Annotated in this window: 15 protein-coding genes and 1 pseudogene; 12 read left to right on the forward strand and 4 right to left on the reverse strand. The window is 46.9% G+C overall.

Going from position 1 to position 20859, the window contains the following annotated elements; all coding sequences use genetic code 11:
* Positions 1-209, forward strand: a 209-nt coding sequence (locus tag QUB56_RS01850; protein WP_332952644.1) for a hypothetical protein, incomplete at its 5' end; no start/stop codon positions are given.
* A gap of 52 nt (positions 210-261) precedes the next feature.
* Here the strand turns inward: QUB56_RS01850 and QUB56_RS01855 are convergent.
* Positions 262-1152: a hypothetical protein gene (locus QUB56_RS01855; protein ID WP_332952646.1), complete on the reverse strand. Its 891-nt coding sequence runs from the start codon at positions 1150-1152 to the stop codon at positions 262-264.
* An 83-nt stretch (positions 1153-1235) separates the two neighbouring features.
* Here QUB56_RS01855 and QUB56_RS01860 point away from each other — a divergent pair, with 83 nt between their 5' ends.
* The 4 genes from QUB56_RS01860 to QUB56_RS01875 all read left to right on the forward strand — a co-directional run bounded on the left by QUB56_RS01860 (position 1236) and on the right by QUB56_RS01875 (position 6289).
* Positions 1236-1838 (forward strand): hypothetical protein, encoded by a 603-nt coding sequence (locus tag QUB56_RS01860; RefSeq protein ID WP_332952648.1) that lies wholly within the window; start codon positions 1236-1238, stop codon positions 1836-1838.
* Positions 1839-2158: 320 nt separating this feature from the next.
* Positions 2159-2701 carry a hypothetical protein gene (locus QUB56_RS01865; RefSeq protein WP_332952649.1) on the forward strand — a complete coding sequence of 181 codons (543 nt, stop codon included), beginning with the start codon at positions 2159-2161 and terminating at the stop codon, positions 2699-2701.
* Positions 2698-2874 carry a PIN domain-containing protein gene (locus QUB56_RS01870; RefSeq protein ID WP_332952650.1) on the forward strand — a complete coding sequence of 59 codons (177 nt, stop codon included), beginning with the start codon at positions 2698-2700 and terminating at the stop codon, positions 2872-2874. The genes QUB56_RS01865 and QUB56_RS01870 overlap by 4 nt, the downstream gene beginning before the upstream one ends.
* A gap of 352 nt (positions 2875-3226) precedes the next feature.
* Entirely contained in the window at positions 3227-6289 is a 3063-nt protein-coding gene (locus QUB56_RS01875) for a CHAT domain-containing tetratricopeptide repeat protein (protein ID WP_332952651.1), read from the forward strand.
* 271 nt (positions 6290-6560) lie between these two features.
* On the opposite strand, the gene QUB56_RS01880 is transcribed toward QUB56_RS01875, so the two are convergent.
* Positions 6561-7148, reverse strand: coding sequence for a hypothetical protein (locus QUB56_RS01880; RefSeq protein ID WP_332952652.1), 588 nt, complete (start codon positions 7146-7148; stop codon positions 6561-6563).
* 292 nt (positions 7149-7440) lie between these two features.
* On the opposite strand from QUB56_RS01880, the gene QUB56_RS01885 reads away from it, so the two are divergent.
* Both QUB56_RS01885 and QUB56_RS01890 read left to right on the forward strand, forming a co-directional pair.
* Positions 7441-9012: an NAD(P)/FAD-dependent oxidoreductase gene (locus QUB56_RS01885; RefSeq protein ID WP_332952791.1), complete on the forward strand. Its 1572-nt coding sequence runs from the start codon at positions 7441-7443 to the stop codon at positions 9010-9012.
* A gap of 573 nt (positions 9013-9585) precedes the next feature.
* A complete protein-coding gene (locus tag QUB56_RS01890) occupies positions 9586-11403 on the forward strand; it encodes an NFACT RNA binding domain-containing protein (RefSeq protein WP_332952654.1) in 1818 nt (605 codons plus the stop codon).
* Between the two features lie 600 nt (positions 11404-12003).
* Here QUB56_RS01890 and QUB56_RS01895 read toward each other — a convergent pair.
* Positions 12004-14091, reverse strand: coding sequence for an iron uptake porin (locus QUB56_RS01895; protein ID WP_332952656.1), 2088 nt, complete (start codon positions 14089-14091; stop codon positions 12004-12006).
* Between the two features lie 300 nt (positions 14092-14391).
* Between QUB56_RS01895 and QUB56_RS01900 the strand changes: the two genes are divergently transcribed.
* The 5 genes and pseudogenes from QUB56_RS01900 (at position 14392) to QUB56_RS01920 (ending at position 20398) form a co-directional block, all read left to right on the forward strand.
* The gene (locus QUB56_RS01900; RefSeq protein WP_332952657.1) at positions 14392-15561 is read left to right on the forward strand and encodes a glycosyltransferase; all 1170 of its coding nucleotides are present in this window, start codon (positions 14392-14394) and stop codon (positions 15559-15561) included.
* Between the two features lie 316 nt (positions 15562-15877).
* The gene (locus QUB56_RS01905; protein WP_332952658.1) at positions 15878-16609 is read left to right on the forward strand and encodes a sugar transferase; all 732 of its coding nucleotides are present in this window, start codon (positions 15878-15880) and stop codon (positions 16607-16609) included.
* Between the two features lie 226 nt (positions 16610-16835).
* Complete coding sequence (gmd, locus tag QUB56_RS01910) at positions 16836-17867, forward strand: GDP-mannose 4,6-dehydratase (protein WP_332952659.1); 1032 nt, start codon at positions 16836-16838, stop codon at positions 17865-17867.
* Positions 17868-18718: 851 nt separating this feature from the next.
* The gene (locus QUB56_RS01915; RefSeq protein WP_332952660.1) at positions 18719-19663 is read left to right on the forward strand and encodes a GDP-L-fucose synthase; all 945 of its coding nucleotides are present in this window, start codon (positions 18719-18721) and stop codon (positions 19661-19663) included.
* A gap of 570 nt (positions 19664-20233) precedes the next feature.
* Positions 20234-20398: pseudogene (locus QUB56_RS01920) on the forward strand (DUF433 domain-containing protein).
* Positions 20399-20414: 16 nt separating this feature from the next.
* On the opposite strand, the gene QUB56_RS01925 reads toward QUB56_RS01920, so the two are convergent.
* Complete coding sequence (locus QUB56_RS01925) at positions 20415-20855, reverse strand: hypothetical protein (protein ID WP_332952663.1); 441 nt, start codon at positions 20853-20855, stop codon at positions 20415-20417.
* Positions 20856-20859 lie beyond the last annotated feature (4 nt).

Genomic DNA, 20859 nt, shown 5'->3' on the forward strand with positions numbered 1-20859 from the left:
TAATAGCAAAAGTCCGTCGGGGGTTAAAACCCCCGCCTCATAGCAAAAGTCCTCTTAAGAGGACTATAAATCACTCTTTCAGTCGTCTTCAGACGACTTCAGCTATGAGACAGGGGTTTCAACCCCTGGCGGACTGGCGGACTGGCGGACTGGCGGACTGGCGGACTGGCGGACTGGCGGACTGGCGGACTGGCGGACTGGCGGACTAACCGAGGTTTCTGGCCACCTGTGTATAATCATCGATGAAAACCAGCCCCAAATCTATTTAGCAGGTTGAGAAGGTTGGGGACTTAAAATTAACAATTGAGCGCCGGATTGACTTGGTTGAATAGCCATCACTGGCGGGCGAGCTTTAGGGTCTGTTTGCTGTTCTTTTGTTAAAGCAGGAAACAGATAAATCCAGTTCCCTCTCTCCAAAAGTAACCGCCAAACTCTAGGTTCTTGGGGATTATTAATATCAGTATAATCTCTTTTGTTCAAATCAGCAAATAGACCTGCATCGCCGATCGCCTTAAATCCTTTGGGGTCTAGTCGGAGTGTGGGATCGTCGAGTTTTCTGCCTAAAGCCATGCTGTCTTGTTTGCCGATTAAGGCAACTGCGGGTAAAGACGAATTTTCCCCGGCATCGCGTCGGGCATCGGCAATACCTTGGTGGTATGCTGACCAAAACAACACTAGCAATACCCAACCGACGATGATAATTTCGTCAACGAGCGATCGCAATAATTTGATTGAGTTCAATCGATTGATATTAAATTGCTGCCAAGACTTCAGAAACCGATTAAGCAACCCTAATCTTCTTCTGCGAGCATAGAAACGCCAACGTCTAGCTCTGCGATTAATTATAGCAGCAACTGTCTTGTTTATACTATTAACCAGCCACAAACTGAGGTAAATCGCCAGGGCTGTCAGCAGAAGGGCGATCGCACTTTTGACGATCGTCGGGCCATCACCTAAAAACACCTGAAGCGGTACTAGGAGAAACGATTCTACTGGTAAATCGAGGGTAATTACATTTAGCTGAAAGCAGTAAAAATAAGACCAGCGATAAATCCAGCCGGTGAAAAACAAAGCGGCACCAAGCAAGCCAACTACACTGGCTAAGTTGCCTAAAATCTTCGATTCGGGAGTAGGTTCGGGAGAAGCGGTCACGGAATCACCTTCAAGGAATGTGGAGTACAATTTTAGGACAGTAGCACGGGTAACGCTTATCCTTGAAGGGGGTCTAGAGGACGATGAAACGCAAAACTCTTTCTTTTCTAGTTGTAGCACTTTTTACGGTAACAGCGGGTATGGCTGCACAAGTTAATGCGGCCAGTCAGGAAGTCCAGAAACAGAATTTGCGATCGGTACAAGCACAGGCTAACGCTAGCGGGCCGATACCTGTAGCGTTGCCGACACAAGCGGAAATTGTGATGAAAGGGGGCGAAAAAAGAGACGGTCGAGTTCTGCAGATTGATGAAAAAGAGCAAAAATTATTGATACAGGGAGGACAGGGAAAGGTATCTATCCCCTTGGGTCAAATTGATAAAATCATGTTTCCCGAAAGTGCGACGGTTTATATCAGCGATCGAGGGCCCGTTGTTCGGGGCGATCGCACTCCAGCGAAAGGCCGTCCAGAGACTTGGCGCGGTATTCCCATAAACGCTTTTCGCTTGCTAGATCCGAATCAAGGTCAAGCGGAGGTGAAGCTAGAGTCTGTTCTTTCTCTTGACAAGTTGGACAGTCTCAGGTCAGTTATGGTTGGAGATGGGAAAAATAAACGACAATTTGTCGTCGATCAAATGCAATTTGATGTGCAGAAAAAAACGATGACAATTGCAGCGACTCCCTATTGAGTCCGTCGGGGGTTTAAACCTTTGCATCATCGCAAAAGTCCGTCGGGGGTTTAAACCCCCGCCTCATAGCGAAAGTCCTCTAAAGAGGACTGAAGAGTAGAAATTGGGGGGCCAGAAACTGGGTTTTTTTACGAAAATATTTCATTGTAGCCCGCAGATTCGGTAAAAAACCCGGTTTCTTTAGTTACAGTGCGTAAGCCCCCTCTATTCCAATTCAAATCTTGCATGATTCTCGATCTTGCAGTCCTCTTTAGAGGACTTAAGCTTTGAGGCAGGGGTTTTAACCCTTGCCGGACTGTTGCAACAAATGTAAAATATCAGTGGCACTAGAATTAAAATCCCAACTCTCTTTACTAAAACCGATGGAAACCATAAATCTTAAAGAAGAAGTCCGCAGCTTAATCGATAAATTACCTGAAAACTTTACTTGGTCTGACCTGATAGCTGCAATTTATCTCAGAAAAAGGATGCCATCTCAATCAATTCAAGTTAAAGGTATCACAGAAACAGTTAAAGCAGAAACTTTGCATGAAGTTGAAGAATGGTTGTCTACACCTAGCCGATTTGGGAGCGATCGAGGAATAATTACAAGTTCTGATGAGTTTGATGAACTGCTGGAGTTATTGCCATCACCCTTAGTCGATCGCTTGCTTGAAAAAGCTAAAGAATTGACTAAAGTATCTGCTGAGTTAACTGAAGTAATTGCTAAGATTGAGAAAAAACGCCAGATTGAGCAACCTCAAAATTTTTGGGAAGCCATCCAAAAGTTTCGTCAAGAAAACAATCTAGAAGAAGCAGGAATTGAGGCAGAAGTTTTTGAGGGACTCAGAGATTCATCACTGGGGCGCGAGGTTATTTTGTGAGTTTGCGATTTTTATTAGATACTAATGTACTTTCGGAACCAACTCGGTCAATTCCGAATGCAAATGTGGTCAAAATGTTAGAGCGATACAAAGAAGAAGTTGCGACGGCAACAGTTGTATTTCACGAACTTTTATTTGGGTGTAAGCGACTTCCTGAATCAAGGAAACGTTGAATTCTAGAAAGTTATCTCTATGAGACAGTTCGAGTTCAAATTCCTCTGCTGCCTTATGATACTAATGCTGCCATCTGGCACGCGACAGAAAGAGCGCGTCTCTCCAGTATTGGAAAAACTCCATCATTTGCAGACGGTCAAATTGCGGCGATCGCTAAAGTAAACGAATTGATACTTGTGACGAACAATGTTTCAGACTTTGCAGATTTTCTCGACTTACAAATAGAAAACTGGTATGTGTAAATATCGCTTGCTTATTGCACAAGCAATGGTGAAAGGGATACCTATATTAAGTAAAGATTCTGTGTTTGATGCCTATTCTATTAATCGAATTTGGTGAGTTATAAAAATCATGAAACGATTTATTAGCAGTGTTTTGGTTTTGGGTGTGTGTCTGACGCCTCTGACTGTGCCGGTGATGGTTCAACCGAGTTGGGGGCAAAGTCAAAATTCAGCGTTTGAAGAAATAAAGAGGCTTATACTAGAAGCAAGGCAACAGGAAAGGCAAGGACAAGCGCGACAGGCAATAGAAACATGGCAACAGGTTCTAGCCATAGCACGACAAGTAAAATATAAAAAGCTGGAAGCCTTAGCCCTCAATGATATTGGTTTTAACTATCAGAGAATTTCCCAACCGCAAGAAGCATTGAAATACTATAACCAAGCTTTACCAATTAGGCGAGAAGTGGGCGATCGCTCTGGGGAAGCTGATACTTTGAATGATATCGGTTTAGTCTACGCCAGGATTTCCCAACCACAAGAAGCATTGAAATACTTTAACCAAGCTTTACCAATTAGGCGGGAAGTGGGCGATCGCTCTGGGGAAGCTACTACTTTGAGTAATATTGGTGCAGTGTACGACAACTTCTCCCAACCGCAAGAAGCATTGAAATACTTTAACCAAGCTTTACCAATTCAGCGGGAAGTGGGCGATCACTCTGGGGAAGCTACTACTTTGAATAATATCGGTGGAGTGTACGACAGCATCTCCCAACCGCAAGAAGCATTGAAATACTATAACCAAGCTTTACCAATTCTGCGGTCAGTGGGATATCGCTCTGGGGAAGCTACTACTTTGAGTAATATCGGTTTAGTGTACGACAGCATTTCCCAACCGCAAGAAGCATTGAAATACTATAACCAAGCTTTACCAATTCAGCGGGAAGTGGGCGATCGCGCGGGGGAAGCTACTACTTTGAATAATATCGGTGCAGTGTACAAGAGCATCTCCCAACCGCAAGAAGCATTGAAATACTATAACCAAGCTTTACAAATTAAGCGGGAAGTGGGCGATCGCTCTGGGGAAGCTGGTAATTTGAATAATATTGGTTTGGTCTACGCCAGCATTTCCCAACCGCAAGAAGCATTAAAATACTATAACCAAGCTTTACCAATTAAGCGGGAAGTGGGCGATCGCTCTGGGGAAGCTACTACTTTGATTAATATCGGTGCAGTGTATCACAGCATCTCCCAACCGCAAGAAGCATTGAAATACTATAACCAAGCTTTACCAATTAAGCGGGAAGTAGGCGATCGCGCGGGGGAAGCGGCTACTTTGAATAATATTGGTTTCGTCTACGACAGCATTTACCAACCGCAAGAAGCATTGAAATACTATAACCAAGCTTTACCAATTCTGCGGTCAGTGGGATATCGTGCGGGGGAAGCTACTACTTTGAATAATATCGGTGCAGTGTACAAGAGCATCTCCCAACCGCAAGAAGCATTGAAATACCTTAACCAAGCTTTACCAATTAGGCGGTCAGTGGGCGATCGCGCGGGGGAAGCTGGTACTTTGAATAATATAGGTGGAGTGTACGACAGCATTTCCCAACCGCAAGAAGCATTGAAATACTATAACCAAGCTTTACCAATTCTGCAGTCAGTGGGGGATCGCGCGGGGGAAGCTGCTACTTTGAGTAATATTGGTTCAGTGTACCAAAATACGAAGCAACCGACTCAAGCGATCGAAAATTTGCAGCAATCCGTCCAAATTACCTTAGAAATTCGGAGTAGTTTACAACGGAAAAATCGCCAAAAGTTTTTGGAGGCTAAAAGCGGATCAGCAGTTGCCCTCACCTCCCTCCTCATCGACCAAAACCAAGCCGATCGCGCTTTCCAATGGGTCAACATCGCCACCACAGCCGATATCGCCGACTACACGCGCTTAATTGACGCCAAAGTCGCCAACCCCCAAGCACAAAAAGCCATTGACGAGTGGAATCAAAAAAATCAACTACTCCAATTCCTCCGCCGCCAACTCGAAGACAAATTCTCAGAAAATCTCTCCCGACAAATGCGGGAATTAGAAACAGAAGTCAACGGCAAAGCTGAAGAAATTCGCCGCCAATTCCCAGAAGCCGCCGAACTCTTTGAAACCACACCAAAAGACATCGCCCAACTCAAAGCAAGTATCGCACCCGATACCGTTGTCATTCAGCCCCTCTTGCTGACAAATGTCACAAATCTCCCCAATACCATCGCCCTATTTGTCTTGACAAAAGACAGTTTAAGTGTTAAAAAAGTTACGCTAGACCCTGCAGAATTTGACAAACTCCTTACCGAACACCGCGAAGAAATATCAAACTATCTCAACTCAGATTACAGAGAAACTGGCGGCAAACTATACGACATCCTAATTCGCCCTGTAGAATACCAGATACAGGCATTATCTCCCAAACAATTGAGCATCATCGCCACCGGAAAATTGCGTTACATCTCTTTTGAAACCCTTTGGGACACGAAAAATCGCAAATTCCTCATCCAGAAATATCCCGTCAACTATCTCACCCGCCTTTCCACAAGGTCAATTCCCAATTCTACTTTACAAGGCGGAGTCTTAGCATTAGGAAATCCCATCCCCCGCGCGCCGCAAAATTTAGCGGGTACAGAAGAAGAAGTTAGAAATATCGCTCAATTATTCCCCGGAAGTTCCGCCTATATCGGCAATGCCGCCACCCTCGACCAATTCAAAACTCAAGCACCCCGCTTTCCTTTTTTACACCTAGCAACTCACGGCTGTTTCCAACAGGGAGGCTGTCAAAAATTGGGGATGGAGGAAAATACACTGCTATTTGCTGACAGCCAATTCAATATTCGCGAGGCGGCCTTATTAGGATTGCAAAACACCAGACTCCTCACCTTAAGCGCGTGTCAAACTGCTATGCAAGCAAATTCTAACGGTGAAGAAATATCGGGAGCTGCCTATGTATTTGAGCGTGCGGGCGCACAAGCGGTGATGGCGAGTTTGTGGAGTGTTGATGATGCCGCTACTAAAGATTTGATGGTTGAATTTTATCAAAATATCAATAAGGGGATGAGTAAAAATGAAGCTTTGCAGCAAGCTAAGTTGAGTCAAATCCAGCGGCATCCGTTTTATTGGTCGCCGTTTATTTTAATTGGCGATGCGCGGTAGTTAATACCGAAAAGTAAACCCTGTATTTGACGTATGTAGTTACAGAGATATTACCCACAGTCAGGACACGGCAATGCCGTGTCCCTACCATTAATCGGGCAATTTCATCATCCAATCCGGTTGATTTTACCCGTTACCCACAGTCAGGAGACGGCAGTGCCGTGTCCCTACAATTAATCGGGCGATGGTTATATCAAAGCCAGGGCGATAGATTATTTTGGCGTAGGGACACGGCACTGCCGTGTCCTCAATTGCCGTGTCCTTAATTCCTCTAAACTCTCCCCCACAAAGCCAAGCCGCCGCCCCTTCCCCTAGCCGCAATTATCCCATCTTCTACCAGAAAATATGCAAAAAATGCCTGCTTCCCCACACTCAAACTAAAAAACTCCGTCTCCCGCCCTTCTCCACCGCGAATAAATCCTTGATACACAGTTTTACCCAACAATTTCACCGTAATTCTGGTAAAATCAAAAGCTAAAATATTTTTATTAACCAAAAACTTAGTCGGCCCCGAAAGAGTTAGTACGATCGCCCCAACCTGCACCGAATTCTCCACCCTGCCCGTTTCGCTATCCGCTTCCCCATCCGCAACAGCTTGGGCCGTATAAGCAATTTGAATTTTCGCCACCCACTCAGGGATGTAACGTCCCGCGCCCAACACAATTCCCGCTTTTTGTCGAGTCTTTTTAGTGCCGGTGATAAAGCACAAGCGCCAATTGCCGATTAATTGCTCGAAACCATAGCGAATTTTATTTTGTTTCGCGCTTTTCTCAGCTTCGAGGAGGGCGGCGACTACAGCGCCGGGAGATGGTTTAGAATTAGATTGGGCAGCTTGTTCTAGAATAGATATATTTTCCATTTAATAATATACAGATTTGTATTTTAAGGTTGGTAGCTGAGTCTAGATCCCCCTAAATCCCCCTTAAAAAGGGGGACTTTGAAGGCTTCTGAACCCGCCATTTTTAACAAAGACTTTGACTGCTTCTTGTCCCCCCCTTATTAAGGGGGGCTAGGGGGGATCGACCCTACAGTCAACTGCTTGCTTCTTCCCCCTTGTGTTTTGGAGGGCTAGGGACGATCGCATCTGTTAAATGCCTAAGTCCTAAAGCTGCAAGACATTGATAATATTAGCTGAAGTAGCGGAGAAAAACATGGTTGCGATCGCCCCCACAGACACAGAAATCATCATCATCGGCAGCGGGATAGGCGGCTTAAGTTGCGGTGCACTGCTTGCCAGATATGGCTTTGACGTGATTGTCTGCGAAAGTCACTCGATCGCGGGCGGGGCCGCACACGGTTTTGAACGCGGCGGATTTAGCTTCGACTCCGGGCCCTCCCTGTACTCAGGATTATCCTACAGCCCGTCTGCCAATCCGCTGCGGCAAGTTTTGGATGCGATCGGCGAAAAACTCCCCTGCATCACCTACGATACCTGGGGTTGCTGTTTGCCAGAAGGCGATTTCGACACATCCGTCGGTGCGAGTCAATTTGCCGAAGTGCTCGCACAACTGCGCGGCGCCGCAGCAGTCGCCGAATGGCGGCAACTCCAGCGCATCATGGAACCCTACGCCAAAGCTGCCACAGCCTTACCCTCCCTGGCTTTGCGCTTCGATTTGGGATCTGTTTTTACCCTCGGCCAATTTGCGCCGGCTTTCCTGCAAACTGCTGGCGACGCGATCGCACTTGCAGGCCCTTTCAGCAAAATAATGGACAAAAATGTCAAAGATCCCTTTGTCCGAAATTGGCTGAACTTGTTGTGTTTCCTGCTGTCTGGACTTCCCGCCGACGGAACGATCGCAGCCGAAGTCGCTTTCATGTTCGCCGACTGGTATCGCCCCAATGCAGTTTTAGACTATCCGATCGGCGGTAGTGCAGCTTTGGTAAACGCCCTGGTAAGAGGTTTAGAGCGCCACGGAGGGCAGTTGCTGCTAAATTCCCACGTTGCAGAAGTTTTGGTCGAAAACAACCGGGCTGCCGGCGTGCGGCTGCGATCGGGCAAAATAATTCGATCGCACAAAGCCGTCGTCTCCAACGCATCCGTTTGGGATACCCTGAAACTGTTACCTGAAACCTCAGTCCCGCAAAGGTTTCGGCAACAGCGGCAGGCGACCCCCGAGTGCGACAGCTTCATGCACCTGCATCTGGGAATAGATGCAGCCGGAGTGCGATCGGACTTGGCTTGTCACTACATCTTCGTCAAAGACTGGGAAATGGGGGTTTCGGCCCCTCAGAACGTCGTTCTCGTCTCGATTCCCTCCCTCCTCGACCCCCACCTCGCGCCTCCGGGAAAGCACGTCATTCACGCATATACCCCCGGAAACGAGCCTTACGATTTGTGGCAAAAGCTCGATCGCACCAGCGAACAGTACAAGCTGCAAAAACAAGCGCGCGCCGAGGTGATGTGGTTGGCCTTAGAGAGAATTGTGCCCGATATTCGATCGCGCGCCGAAGTCACCTTAGTTGGGACACCCCTTACCCACGAACGGTTTTTGCGCCGCCACCGCGGTTCCTACGGGCCCGGAATTCGGGCTGGTAGCGGCTTGTTTCCCGGGCCGATAACACCTTTAGCGGGGCTGTTTTGCTGCGGAGATTCGACATTTCCGGGAATTGGTTTGCCCGCTGTTGCTGCTAGCGGGGCGATCGCAGCCAATACGATCGCACCTTTGTACAAACATTTGGAATTGATTCGGGAAGTTATATCGATTCCGGTTGCACCGGAATGATGTTGGCTGTTGAGTGTTGACTGTTGAGTGTTGACTGTTGAGTGTTGACTGTTGACTGTTGACTGTGAAGTCGAATTTACTATGCCGAGGCTAATGGATTTGATATTATAGCAATCCTAAATCATTTGTAAATTTCTTACTCCCTCCCCTTGGAAAGGGGAGGGCTGGGGTGGGGTAAAAAATTTACGACTCCTGCAAGGATTGCTATATTAGTTAGTTGTTATTAGACATCTCCCATAATTATTGTGGAACAGGCAGCCTGCCTGTTCAAAACCTGCTTTTTAGCAGATGTCTATTAGTTATTTGTTATATCAAATCCGTTAGCATCCGAATAGTAAATTCGAGTTCACTGTTGGCGGTTCACTGTTCACAGTCAACAGTCAACAGTGAACCGCCAACAGTCAACATCATTCCGGTGTAACCGGAAATGATATTATTTCTTAACGGAATTATGGCAGCGCTTTCCTAGCGAAGGACGCCCAGCAAGAGCGAACAATAATTTTATATCGTTAGTAAAATGTGACGGATATCTGTCAGCATAGAAATAGATAGTTCGATCGCAAAGAGGCCACCGTGCAACCCGTAGACTTTACAACTTTAACCGCAGCTTGCAGCGAACTGCGAGCCCAATGGCTGCCAGCGCGCTTAGAACAAGTCTACCAGCGCGATCGCTTCACCGTGTCCCTCGCGCTGCGCACCATGAAAGGGCGCGGCTGGATTGACCTTTCCTGGCATCCAGTAGCCGCCCGCATCTGCCTCGGCGACCCCCCGCCCCGCATTCCCGACACCTTCACCTTCAGCGAACAACTGCGGCACCAACTCAGCGGTTTAGCCTTAGTTTCCATCGCCCCCGTTGCATCCTGGGAAAGAGTCATCGACTTGCAATTCGCCAAACGCCCCGGAGAACCAGCCCTCTGGCACCTGTACGCCGAAATCATGGGCAAATACAGCAACGTCATCCTCACCGCCCAAGACAACCTCGTTGTCACCTGCGCCCACCAAGTCAGCGCCAAACAGTCCACCGTCCGTCCCATCCAAACCGGGCAACCCTACGAAATGCCCCCGTCTTTGACCGATGCAGTGCCGAGTCTGAGCGAATCTCAAAACCGCTGGCAATCACGAATTAGCCTCGTTCCTGGACAATTACACCGCAGTCTGTTGAAGAATTACCGAGGGTTGAGTAAAGCCTTAATTTTTTCAATGATTCGATCGGCTTCCTTAGACCCCGAACAATCCACCGACAGCCTCAATCCCGACCAATGGCAGCAACTATTCCAGCGCTGGCTATACTGGCTGCAATGCCTAGAAAACTCCAAATTTCACCCGAGTTTTACCCCCGAAGGCTACACCGTCATCGATTGGCCCGCACCCGATCGTACCAGAGAGGCACAGCCTCAAGATATGCTTGGGAACGAGTCCGATTCCTCTTCCTCTTCCCCTGTTTTGACCCTCAGCGAAGCCGAAAAGCCTTCTTCCTTCCCTTCCGTTCAAGAAATACTTAACAGCTACTACACAGGCCAAATCAATCAAGAAGTATTCGCCCAACTGCGGCATCAGCTTACCCAAAAACTCAACAACGTCCTGGCAAAACTGCGCCTCAAAGCCAACACATTTAAAGAACGCTTGCAGCAATCTGCAGACGCAGACACCCACAAATCCCAAGCCGACTTGCTGATGGCAAACTTGCAGCATTGGGAACCGGGAATGAAATCGATTTCTCTCCCAGACTTTGAAACCGAAAAACCAGTTATCATTCCCCTAAACCCGGAAAAAAACGCCGTTCAAAACGCTCAAGCCCTCTACAAAAAACACCAAAAACTTAAAAGAGCCCGCATTGCAGTAGAACCTTTGTTAGCCGCCGTACAGGAAGAAATCGACTATTTAGAACAAGTTGAAGTCGCACTTTCGGTATTGGAAACCTACCGCAACACCCAAGATTTGCAAACCCTCGCCGAAATCCGCGAAGAACTGATCCAGCAAAAATATCTAGACGTACCAGATTACCGCAGTACCGACAAAAATGCTGCGATCGAATTTCACCGCTACCAAACCCCCAGCGGCTTTGAATTATTAATCGGGCGCAACAACCGCCAAAACGACCAACTCACTTTTCGCACCGCCAACGACTACGACTTGTGGTTCCACACCCTAGAGATTCCTGGAAGTCACGCTTTGCTGCGTCTCAAACCCGGTACTGTGGCTGAAGAAACCGATTTGCAATTTGCCGCCGACATGACTGCTTACTACAGTCGCGCCCGCCACAGCGAACAAGTACCCGTCGTTTATACAGAACCGAAATATGTATACAAGCCGAAAGGCGCGAAACCTGGTATGGTTGTATACAAGCAGGAGCGAATTGTCTGGGGCAGACCGCAGCAAGCTCCGGCATAATTTATATAAATTGAGTGAAATGGTCGATCGGCAATCGAAATCTGGTTTTTACTTAAAATAACAGGTTTGGTAGCGATAAACCCGCGCATAAACCGGGTTTTTGAAGCCTTGTTGGATTATACAAAGTTGCCGCGAGTGCGATCGCCCCTCACAATTCACAGTCGGGTAATGTAAAGTTTTATTAAAAAATTTTAAATTTTGTTGTTAAAGAACCGCTTAAGAGAGATGATATTTCTTTTAGAACCCTTTGCAAAGAAACGTGCAACTTGGGTTTCCTCACTGTGAGAAAAACACTGTGGGAACACAACGGATTTAACTATTTGTGCAGACCAGCTTTTGCTAAAGCTGGTCGTTTCTGTTGAAACCTTAAACCCAAGCCCCACCGATTTTAGATTGGCGATTTTAGATTTTAGATTAATATCATGTCCGGTCGAGGGACAGGGATTCTTGTAGGGGCCAGTGAGCCAACAATACCGGCCAACAATCTCCCATCTCAAAAACCCGCCCCGACCGGGATATTATGGTTAATCGATCGGACATGATATAAAACCGCCAATCTAAAATCTAAAATCTAAAATCTAAAATCCGTGTGGGCTGCTCCTAGAAAGTAAACGTCGTTCTGACCACCCCTATCACCAAATCAGAATTATTCTTATTGTGGTCGGGAGCAGTCAGCCAAATCAGACCAGGAGTGATAGAAATATTGTCGCTCAACTTAAACTGATAGAAACCTTCAAAGTGCAGCGAAGTATCCTTATCTTCCGGCAAAGTCCGATTAGTAGAACTCGTTACCCGCGGCTCCATACCTACCAAAATCCCCGCCACATTTCCTTCTTTCAACAAATCGGGAAAAGCCAAAGTAACTGCCCAGTTCCAAATTTTTTGGTCTCCCCGCTGCACAGAACCCGTAGGAGTAGCCAAGTTCGATAAAATGCGCTGATTAGTGTAACCCGCCCAACCGCCAATTGCAAATCCCCGGTTCAAACGCCACGAAGCTTGCGCGCCGTAGGAATTGCTAGAAACTGGCAGATTGCTATCGCTGTCGAGTCCGAAGGAACCGAGACGCGCCGGGAAATTAGAAGCATTGCTGCCGGTATTGGTAATTAAGTTGTAGGAATTAACGTAAGTTAAACCTAAAGCCATGCTGTCGCTCGGTTTGAAAGTCAACTGAGCCAAACCCCCGTAAGAACCGTTGAACAAACCGTTGCCCTGTGTCGGGTTCGCAGGGTTGCCGGCCAAATATCCCAAACTCAGTTCGAGTTTCTCCCCAAACTGATGTCGCACAGCGATGCCAGAACCACCAAGCAAATAGTAAATTGGGTTGCGAGTACCGAAGTTAGAAAGAGCGCCGTAGCTGCCGTCTCCGTCAAAGTAAGGGTTGACAGTGTTGGTAAAATCATCAGCAGCGCCGGCGTTGGCTTCTAGAATTACAGTAGTGTTTTTGCCGAGAGGGAATTGGTAAAGCAGCGCATCTAAACCTACAGTATTGCTAGCCTCGCCAAAAGGCCCAGCATTAAACCGCAATTCCCCTTCAGCAGTTTTCGTATTATTAGTAGAAAACGAACCCAAATTTAAAACTTGCAATCGAGTTCTCAGCAAATCTTTTCCTGAAAAACTCGTGTCAAAATTGAGACGAACCCTGCTGCCAAAAGCCGTCGTTTCATCAGCTTTACGACCCTCGGCATCATCTCCCCTGGCGATACCCGTCAAAGCAAATATCACTTCGCCGTTGAGTTTAGTCGTAGTTGAAAACTGATTTGCTTCTAATTCAGAGGCGCGCGCTTCCAAAACATCGACGCGGCCGCGCAAAGTTGCCAATTCCGCCGCAAATTCTTCTTGCAACCTTTGCATAGAAGCTAAATCTTCTCGCATCACCCGATTTCTCGAACCTTGAATAAACTGGCTCACCTTATCCAAACACGCATTTAAACCCGCTGCAAACTCGTAGCGAGTCATCGCCCGGTTGCCGCGGAAAGTGCCGTCAGGATAGCCAGCTATGCACCCGTAGCGCTCTACTAGAGACTGCAAAGCTTGGAATGCCCAATCGGTAGGTCGAACGTCGGAAAGTTGCGACACAGAGGTTACTTGGCCAACAGCATCTTCGCTGCCGCTGCCTTCTGTGCTGTATTCGTTGATTTGTTCTAAAACATTTGACTCTGCTTGAGGTTGGGCACTTGGAGCACTCGATTGGGAAATCTGCTCGGGTTGTGGGGCCGCTTTTCCTGCCTTTAAATTAGCCGGTGCAACGGCGGGTTGCGTTTCGCTTAAGTTTGCGGGCGCGACTGCGGGGATTTGCTCCGCGACAGGTTGTTCGGCACTTAGATTTGCGGGCGCGACTGCGGGTTTGGTTTCGGTTAAATCTGCTGCAACTGCGTTGGACGGTGCTTTTGCCTGTTCGGCAACCGGGGCAATCGGCTCGTTAGCTAAGCCCTCGTAAAGGTTCGCACTTTCTTTCTCAATAGTTTCAACAGTCAAATTGCTAGCTAGTGACAATGGTTCGGCAGTCTCAGGCTTTGCCGTCTCAGGCTTTGCCGCCTCGGTTGCAGCACCTGCTAATTGCAGATTAGCTTGAGCTGCCGCAGCAATTTCTACAGGTTGCTCTGCAGCTAGCGCGGTCGAAGATACGACCAAAGTTGCTGCCAATACTGCGCGACTAACTAAAAGTCCCTTCCACAAAAATTTAGACATTTTTTCCTCACACCACATTGAGCCTCGCGCCCGTTCCGAAGATTTAGGCGCTCGCAAATCACCTTCAGTATTCCGCCTAGTAGTATTTCTTGTCAACAATCGGGGAAATCACTGCCCGAGAGTGCAGTTTTGCTGTCGCTGATTTCACAAAAACCCCGTTTATTGCCAAAATCCTGGGTTTGAGCTAGATACCTACGTAGAAACCTGGTTGAGGGCTGGATATTGCGTAAGTGATTCCTCAATAAGACTAATATTGACAGAACTGGCGCTAACAAATCGTTCGATCGGCTACAAATACAAGTGAAAAAACTCAAATACGCCCTAGTTCACGAATGGTTGACGCCCTTAGCTACTGGCGGTTCAGAACTCGTAGTACAGGAAATCCTCAAACACGTAGACGAGGCAGATGTCTATGCCCTCATCGACTTTGAATCAGCCAATCCCCAAAGCTATCTTTTCGGGCGACAGATTGGCACAACATTTTTGCAGCACTTTCCCCGAGCCCGCAGCGGCGTCCAAAAATATTTGCCATTTCTGCCTTTGGCGATCGAACAACTAGATCTGCGAGAATACGACATCCTCCTCTCATCATCCCACGCCGTCGCCAAAGGCATCCTCAGCAGTCCCCAGCAACTGCACGTCTGCTACTGCCACACACCCATGCGCTACGCTTGGGACTTAACTTTTGACTATTTGCGCAGCAGTAAAGCCGGACGGGGCATCCAGGGTCTGCTGACGCGATATTTGTTGCATCGACTGCGGCAGTGGGATGTAATTTCTGCCCACCGCGTTGATTATTTCATCGCCAACTCCCAACACACGGCGCGCCGAATTTGGCGGTGCTACCGGCGGCGGGCCCAGGTGATTTATCCGCCGGTAAATATCGAGAGATTTTCCTTGAGGCGGCAAAAACAAGACTTTTACGTCACAGTTTGCCGATTGGTAAGTTACAAAAACGTTAGTGCGATAGTCCAAGCATTCAATCAACTCGGGCATACTCTAATAGTCATCGGCACCGGGCCAGAATTAGAAATGATTCGGCTTCTGGCCAAACCCAACGTGCAAGTGCTCGGCTGGCAGCCCGCCTCCATAGTTGAAAAGTACATGGCAGAGGCGAAAGCCTTTGTCTATGCAGCGTGCGAAGATTTTGGCATAGCTTTAGTAGAAGCTCAAGCTTGCGGAACACCCGTAATTGCCTATGCCGCAGGGGGCGCTTTGGAGACAGTGCTCGACATTCGCCAACACCCAGAGACTGGGACAGGTTTATTTTTTTCCTCCCAAACCGCAGCAGCATTAGTCGAAGCTGTCCAAGAATTTGAGCAGTTGCAAGGCAAATTTGAACCAGAAAGCAGCAGGTTGCGCGCTCAACAGTTTGCCCCCGAAGTCTTTGGGCAGCGCTATCTAGCTTTTGTGGAAGGCTGCTATCAGGAATTTCAATCCGGCGATTTTTTTACCAAGTCTGGGAGTTGAGAGAGTGTCCGAGGGTCCGAGTGGTAGAAGGTCACAAGACCACACGGCTGAAGGGGAAAACCTTAATTTTGCATCAGTGCCTTCAGAAGCCCTCTGTATAAGTGCCTTGTCCCCTCTTCACCCTTGACGGCTGCCATCGGACTTCTTCCTTCAGAAGCCTTATGCCTTAAGCTTCCGCTGCCTTCAACACCGCTGCATTCTGCCGAATCAAGTATTCAGAATGCAGAAAATTGAGTATTGGAAACATAATTGAGAGAACAAAGTGTCTTGAGGCTTTATGATCAGGACTGTGTGTGGTGTGAAGTGAAGGAGTAAGATGACTGCCGACAGCCAACTAATCTCCGGCAAGGTAATTCGAGCGATCGCAAGACGCGGTTTAGGGCCTGTCCTGCAAGGAGATAGACCCATAAGTCGTTCTCTACAGAGCCTCGACGGAGAACTTTTCAAGCGGTTATTTGACATCCTGTTTTCCTTATCGGTTCTGATCCTGTTTGCTCCCGTTTACCTGCTTTTGGCTTTTTTGATCGCCTTAAGCTCGTCCGGGCCTATTTTTTACGTACAGGAACGAGTAGGCAAAAACCATAAAAGGTTTTATTGCCTTAAATTCAGAACGATGGTGGAAAATGCGGACGACATATTGCTGGAAATCATGGAAAAATCTCCGCATTTGCGTCAAGAGTTTGAGGACAATTTCAAACTAAAACAAGACCCTCGAATTACCGGGATTGGAAGATTTTTACGAATGACCAGTTTAGACGAGTTTCCCCAGTTTTGGAATGTTTTAAAAGGAGATATGAGCGTCGTAGGCCCGAGACCTTTAGTTGAAGAAGAACTGCCGAGATACGGCCGTCACATCAACAAAATTCTTACCATAAGACCTGGAATTACAGGCTTGTGGCAAGTGTCCGGGCGCAACGACATTCCCTATCCCCGCCGAGTCCAAATCGACCTCTATTACGCAAATGACAAAAACCTTTGGATGGATATGTGGATTCTTTTCAAAACAATTGGAGTTGTGATTTTTCCCAAAAATAACGGCGCATATTAAATTTTGTCCGCAGTCAGCAATCAGTAGTTAGTTTTGTTTGTTACTGGCTACTGATGCTGACGACTGACAGCAAGCGACAAACTCTTTGTCAAAACTCAACAGTTCCTGGATGCGCATCGAAGAATTGTGAGTTAACCTAGAGTGTGAGAATATACCCGGCAGGCAAAAACAGCCTCTGCCCGGAAAGTCCGAATTGAATTAACACAGCCTGTCAAAGGAAAATCAGATGACGCAACGCAAGCGAGCGCTAATAACAGGGATTACAGGTCAAGACGGCTCCTACTTGAGCGAATTACTGTTAGAGAAAGGATATGAAGTTCACGGCATTATCCGGCGCAGTTCTAGTTTCAATACCGATCGAATTGACCACATTTATGTCGATCCTCACAGCGAGGGCGCGCAGTTGTTTCTGCACTACGGCGACTTAACCGACGGCACTACTCTGCGCCGGATATTGGAAGAAGTTCAGCCGGTAGAAATTTATAACTTAGGGGCTCAATCTCACGTTCGAGTCAGTTTTGACTCGCCGGAATATACGGTTGACACAGTAGGCATGGGAGTATTGCGCCTGCTAGAAGCAATTCGGGACTATCAGCACCGCACCGGTATAGAAGTGCGGTTCTATCAAGCAGGTTCTTCGGAAATGTTCGGTTTGGTGCAGGAAGTTCCGCAGAAGGAAACAACTCCTTTTTATCCCAGAAGTCCTTACGCCTGCGCCAAAGTTTACGGTCACTGGCAAACAGTAAATTATCGCGAATCTTACGGACTTTTTGCCTGCAACGGCATCTTGTTCAATCACGAATCTCCCCGCCGCGGCGAAACTTTTGTAACTCGCAAAATTACTCGCGCCGTTGCCAGAATAGTCGCAGGCAAGCAGAAAAAGATTTACTTGGGCAATCTCGATTCCAAGCGGGACTGGGGCTATGCTAAAGACTACGTGCGGGCCATGTGGCTGATGCTGCAACAAGACAAGCCTGACGATTATGTCATTGCTACTAATGAGACCCATTCCATTAAGGAATTTCTCGATTTGGCTTTTACTTACGTCAATTTAGATTGGCAAAAATATGTAGAGTTTGACGAACGCTACTTACGTCCTGCAGAAGTGGAACTGTTGATTGGGGATTCAACTAAGGCGCGCCAGCAATTAAATTGGGAACCTTCTGTAACTTTTCAGGAGTTAGTACATTTAATGGTAGATGCTGACATGAAAGCTTTAGACCAGCAAGCTCTGGGTTCGGGCAACGGATTTGATTAAGTCGCTAAACCAAGCCGTCAGCGCGAACAATTTCTAGGGATAGTACCCCGTGTCTATCCCTAGAAAGGCGTCCCCCGGGGGAGTGCCCCTAGACACAGTTCATAAATGATGAGAGGATTGTTACACATACATTTAAGCAGGTAAATCTAGGACTTCTCCCAAATTTACTGTGTATGGCCGATATGGTCTTGGCCTAAGCTTCTTGCCCTAAGCTCGACCTATCGGCAGGTATCTCTCAAAGCTTTCAACAAAATATTGAAAGCGCTATTCAACACGTTGTCTTTCAGGTGACTATTGCGTTACGTTTACTACAAAACTTCTGTAAGGAGCCTGAGGCTTCAACGCTCGTTTTAAACGGTAGCTTATGTAAACATACTTATTATTACCTGATTGTTCAGGGAATTTACAAGAATTCATATTCTCTAGGGGTTCAGCTAACTAGGTGGCGACAAATAAACATTACATGGGAGAGCGGGTGAACTCACTACTCTACTCGCTTGTATCTGGCGACTTGTATCTAGGGATCTTAACCGGCACCCGCCCCAACAAGATACTATGGTTTTTTTTCGCTCATCTAATCATTAGCGCGCTCGGGATTCAAAGAACCAGCTTAATTGAGCGCAAAATTTTCGGATGTGGGGGCTAACAAAAACATTAAAATGATACTTGAGGACTCGGCGCTCATAAATCTAACTTTCCGGTATGCAGGGATCGCATTGTCCCTATCTGCAGCAGCTAAAACAGATTTGTGGGCAAGCGCGTCCTGTAGCTGAAAGGTTTTTTTGCGAAAGCAACAACTTTAGAATTGAAATTGTCGATCGACCCTTATTCAAAATCCCGAGGCTAAAATTATGACCAGCTTGGATTTAGGCAGCAAACGAATTCTAGTAACGGGCGGCGCCGGTTTCTTGGGCCGTCAGGTAATCGACCAGTTAGTGAAAGCAGGGGCCGATGCTGATAAAATTTCGGTGACTCGATCGCGCGACTGCGACCTCCGCGTCATGGAAAACTGCAAGCGCGCCGCCCACCAACAAGATATCATCGTTCACCTCGCCGCCCACGTCGGCGGCATCGGCTTAAACCAACTCAAACCCGCTGAATTATTTTACGACAATTTGATGATGGGCGCGCAACTAATCCACGCCGCCTACGAAGCAGGAGTCGAAAAATTTGTCTGCGTCGGCACGATTTGCGCTTATCCCAACTTGACCCCAGTTCCTTTCAAAGAAGATGACCTCTGGAACGGCTATCCAGAGATAACTAACGCACCTTACGGAATTGCCAAAAAAGTCTTATTAGTACAACTGCAATCCTACCGCCAGCAGTACGGCTTCAACGGTATCTACTTGCTACCAGTAAATCTGTACGGCCCGGAAGATAACTTTGACCCGACAAGTTCCCACGTCATCGCCGCATTAATTCGCAAAGTCCACGAAGCGCAAAAAAGGGGAGATAAAACATTCCCAGTTTGGGGCGACGGCAGTGCCAGCCGCGAGTTTTTGTATTCCACAGATGCCGCGCGGGGAATTGTGATGGCCGCTCAATCTTACAGTGAACCTGACCCAGTTAATTTGGGAACCAATAGCGAAGTTAAAATTCGCGATTTAGTGGAAACGATTTGCGAATTGATGGGATTTGAGGGAGAAATTGTTTGGGAAACAGACAAACCGAACGGTCAGCCGCGCCGCTGTTTGGATACGGAAAGGGCTAAGGAAAAGTTTGGTTTTGTTGCGGAAGTGGAGTTGAAGGAAGGGTTGCAAAATACCATTGATTGGTATCGAAAACACGCAGCATAAGTGTAAAAAACCCGGTTTCTTGAAGAAACCGGGTTTTTTTAGGAATAATACCAAATCCGGGTAATCTCAATTCCGCTTGCATTGGAATGATTAAACCACAGAGTACGCTCCAGAACGCAGAGTCTCCAGAACAGAGAGATGAATAATTCCGATGAAGGGCGGATTTGATATGAGAAACTTCATTTATAATACTCGGCGGTTGAAACCTATCCTACACAAACGAAGTCTCTCTCTAAGAGACTAATAAATTATACAAATTCAGGTTAAAATTCACTGCTAATAGTCGGTGATTTCAAGAGACTGTTGGCGAATGTATGACGGGTCTTACCCCTTATACAAAGTAAAAATTTATGTTTCAAACCTCTGGCTTTATGACCAAATGCTTCACTCTGGTCAACTGTTAGTCTAGGGTTAGCTCTGTGTTATTTGTTTCTTCTTGTTGGGTCGCGATCGCAACCAGCTTTTGTATAATAACAGGATCTTACCTGTTATCAAACAACTTGAGGCACAATGAATAACTTGTTAACTCGTATTACCCAAACACCGGGTCAGTGAGGTGGCCGTTCTTGTATTCGAGGCATGAGACTTCGGGTCAGCGATATTTGAGAAATGTTGGTGGAAAATGTCAGTGTCACTGAAATTTTAGAAAACTTCCCCGATTTGGGACCTCAAGATATCGAAGCTTGCTGGCTGTTTGCTGCACGGCGCACTGATTTTACTGGGTTGACAGCATGAATATTTGGATTGATACTCAGTTACCCCCCACCTTGGTGCTTAAATCATACTCATCTTGAATATTTTTGACTCGGAAACTAGCATTAAAGTTTTTTTTAAACTGAATTTTTAGCTGTTGTATAGTTGTTGTGTATTTAGGCACGCTAGTAGACACAACAAAACATAGCTTCTTGATTTTTTGGGGATTGTCCGAAAGTAATCGGATAGTTGATTCTATTTGTTTAAATGCATGGACAATATCGCTTCCCTTCAACTCCACATATATTTCTACTTCATCAGAAGGCATAAGGGCGTAGTCACAGCGCAAAGTCTCGTTGTCACTGATAACGCAGCCATCAACCTTAATTGTTAATATTTCGTCTTGATTTGGGTTGAGGAAAGTTATTTTACTTTTGTTCTCCTTTAAGACAATTTTTTTGTCACATCTATACTCTTCACATTCTGGAAGACTTTTCATATAC

Origin of the sequence: Microcoleus sp. AR_TQ3_B6, from assembly GCF_036702785.1 — a bacterium.
Taxonomy (GTDB): domain Bacteria; phylum Cyanobacteriota; class Cyanobacteriia; order Cyanobacteriales; family Microcoleaceae; genus Microcoleus.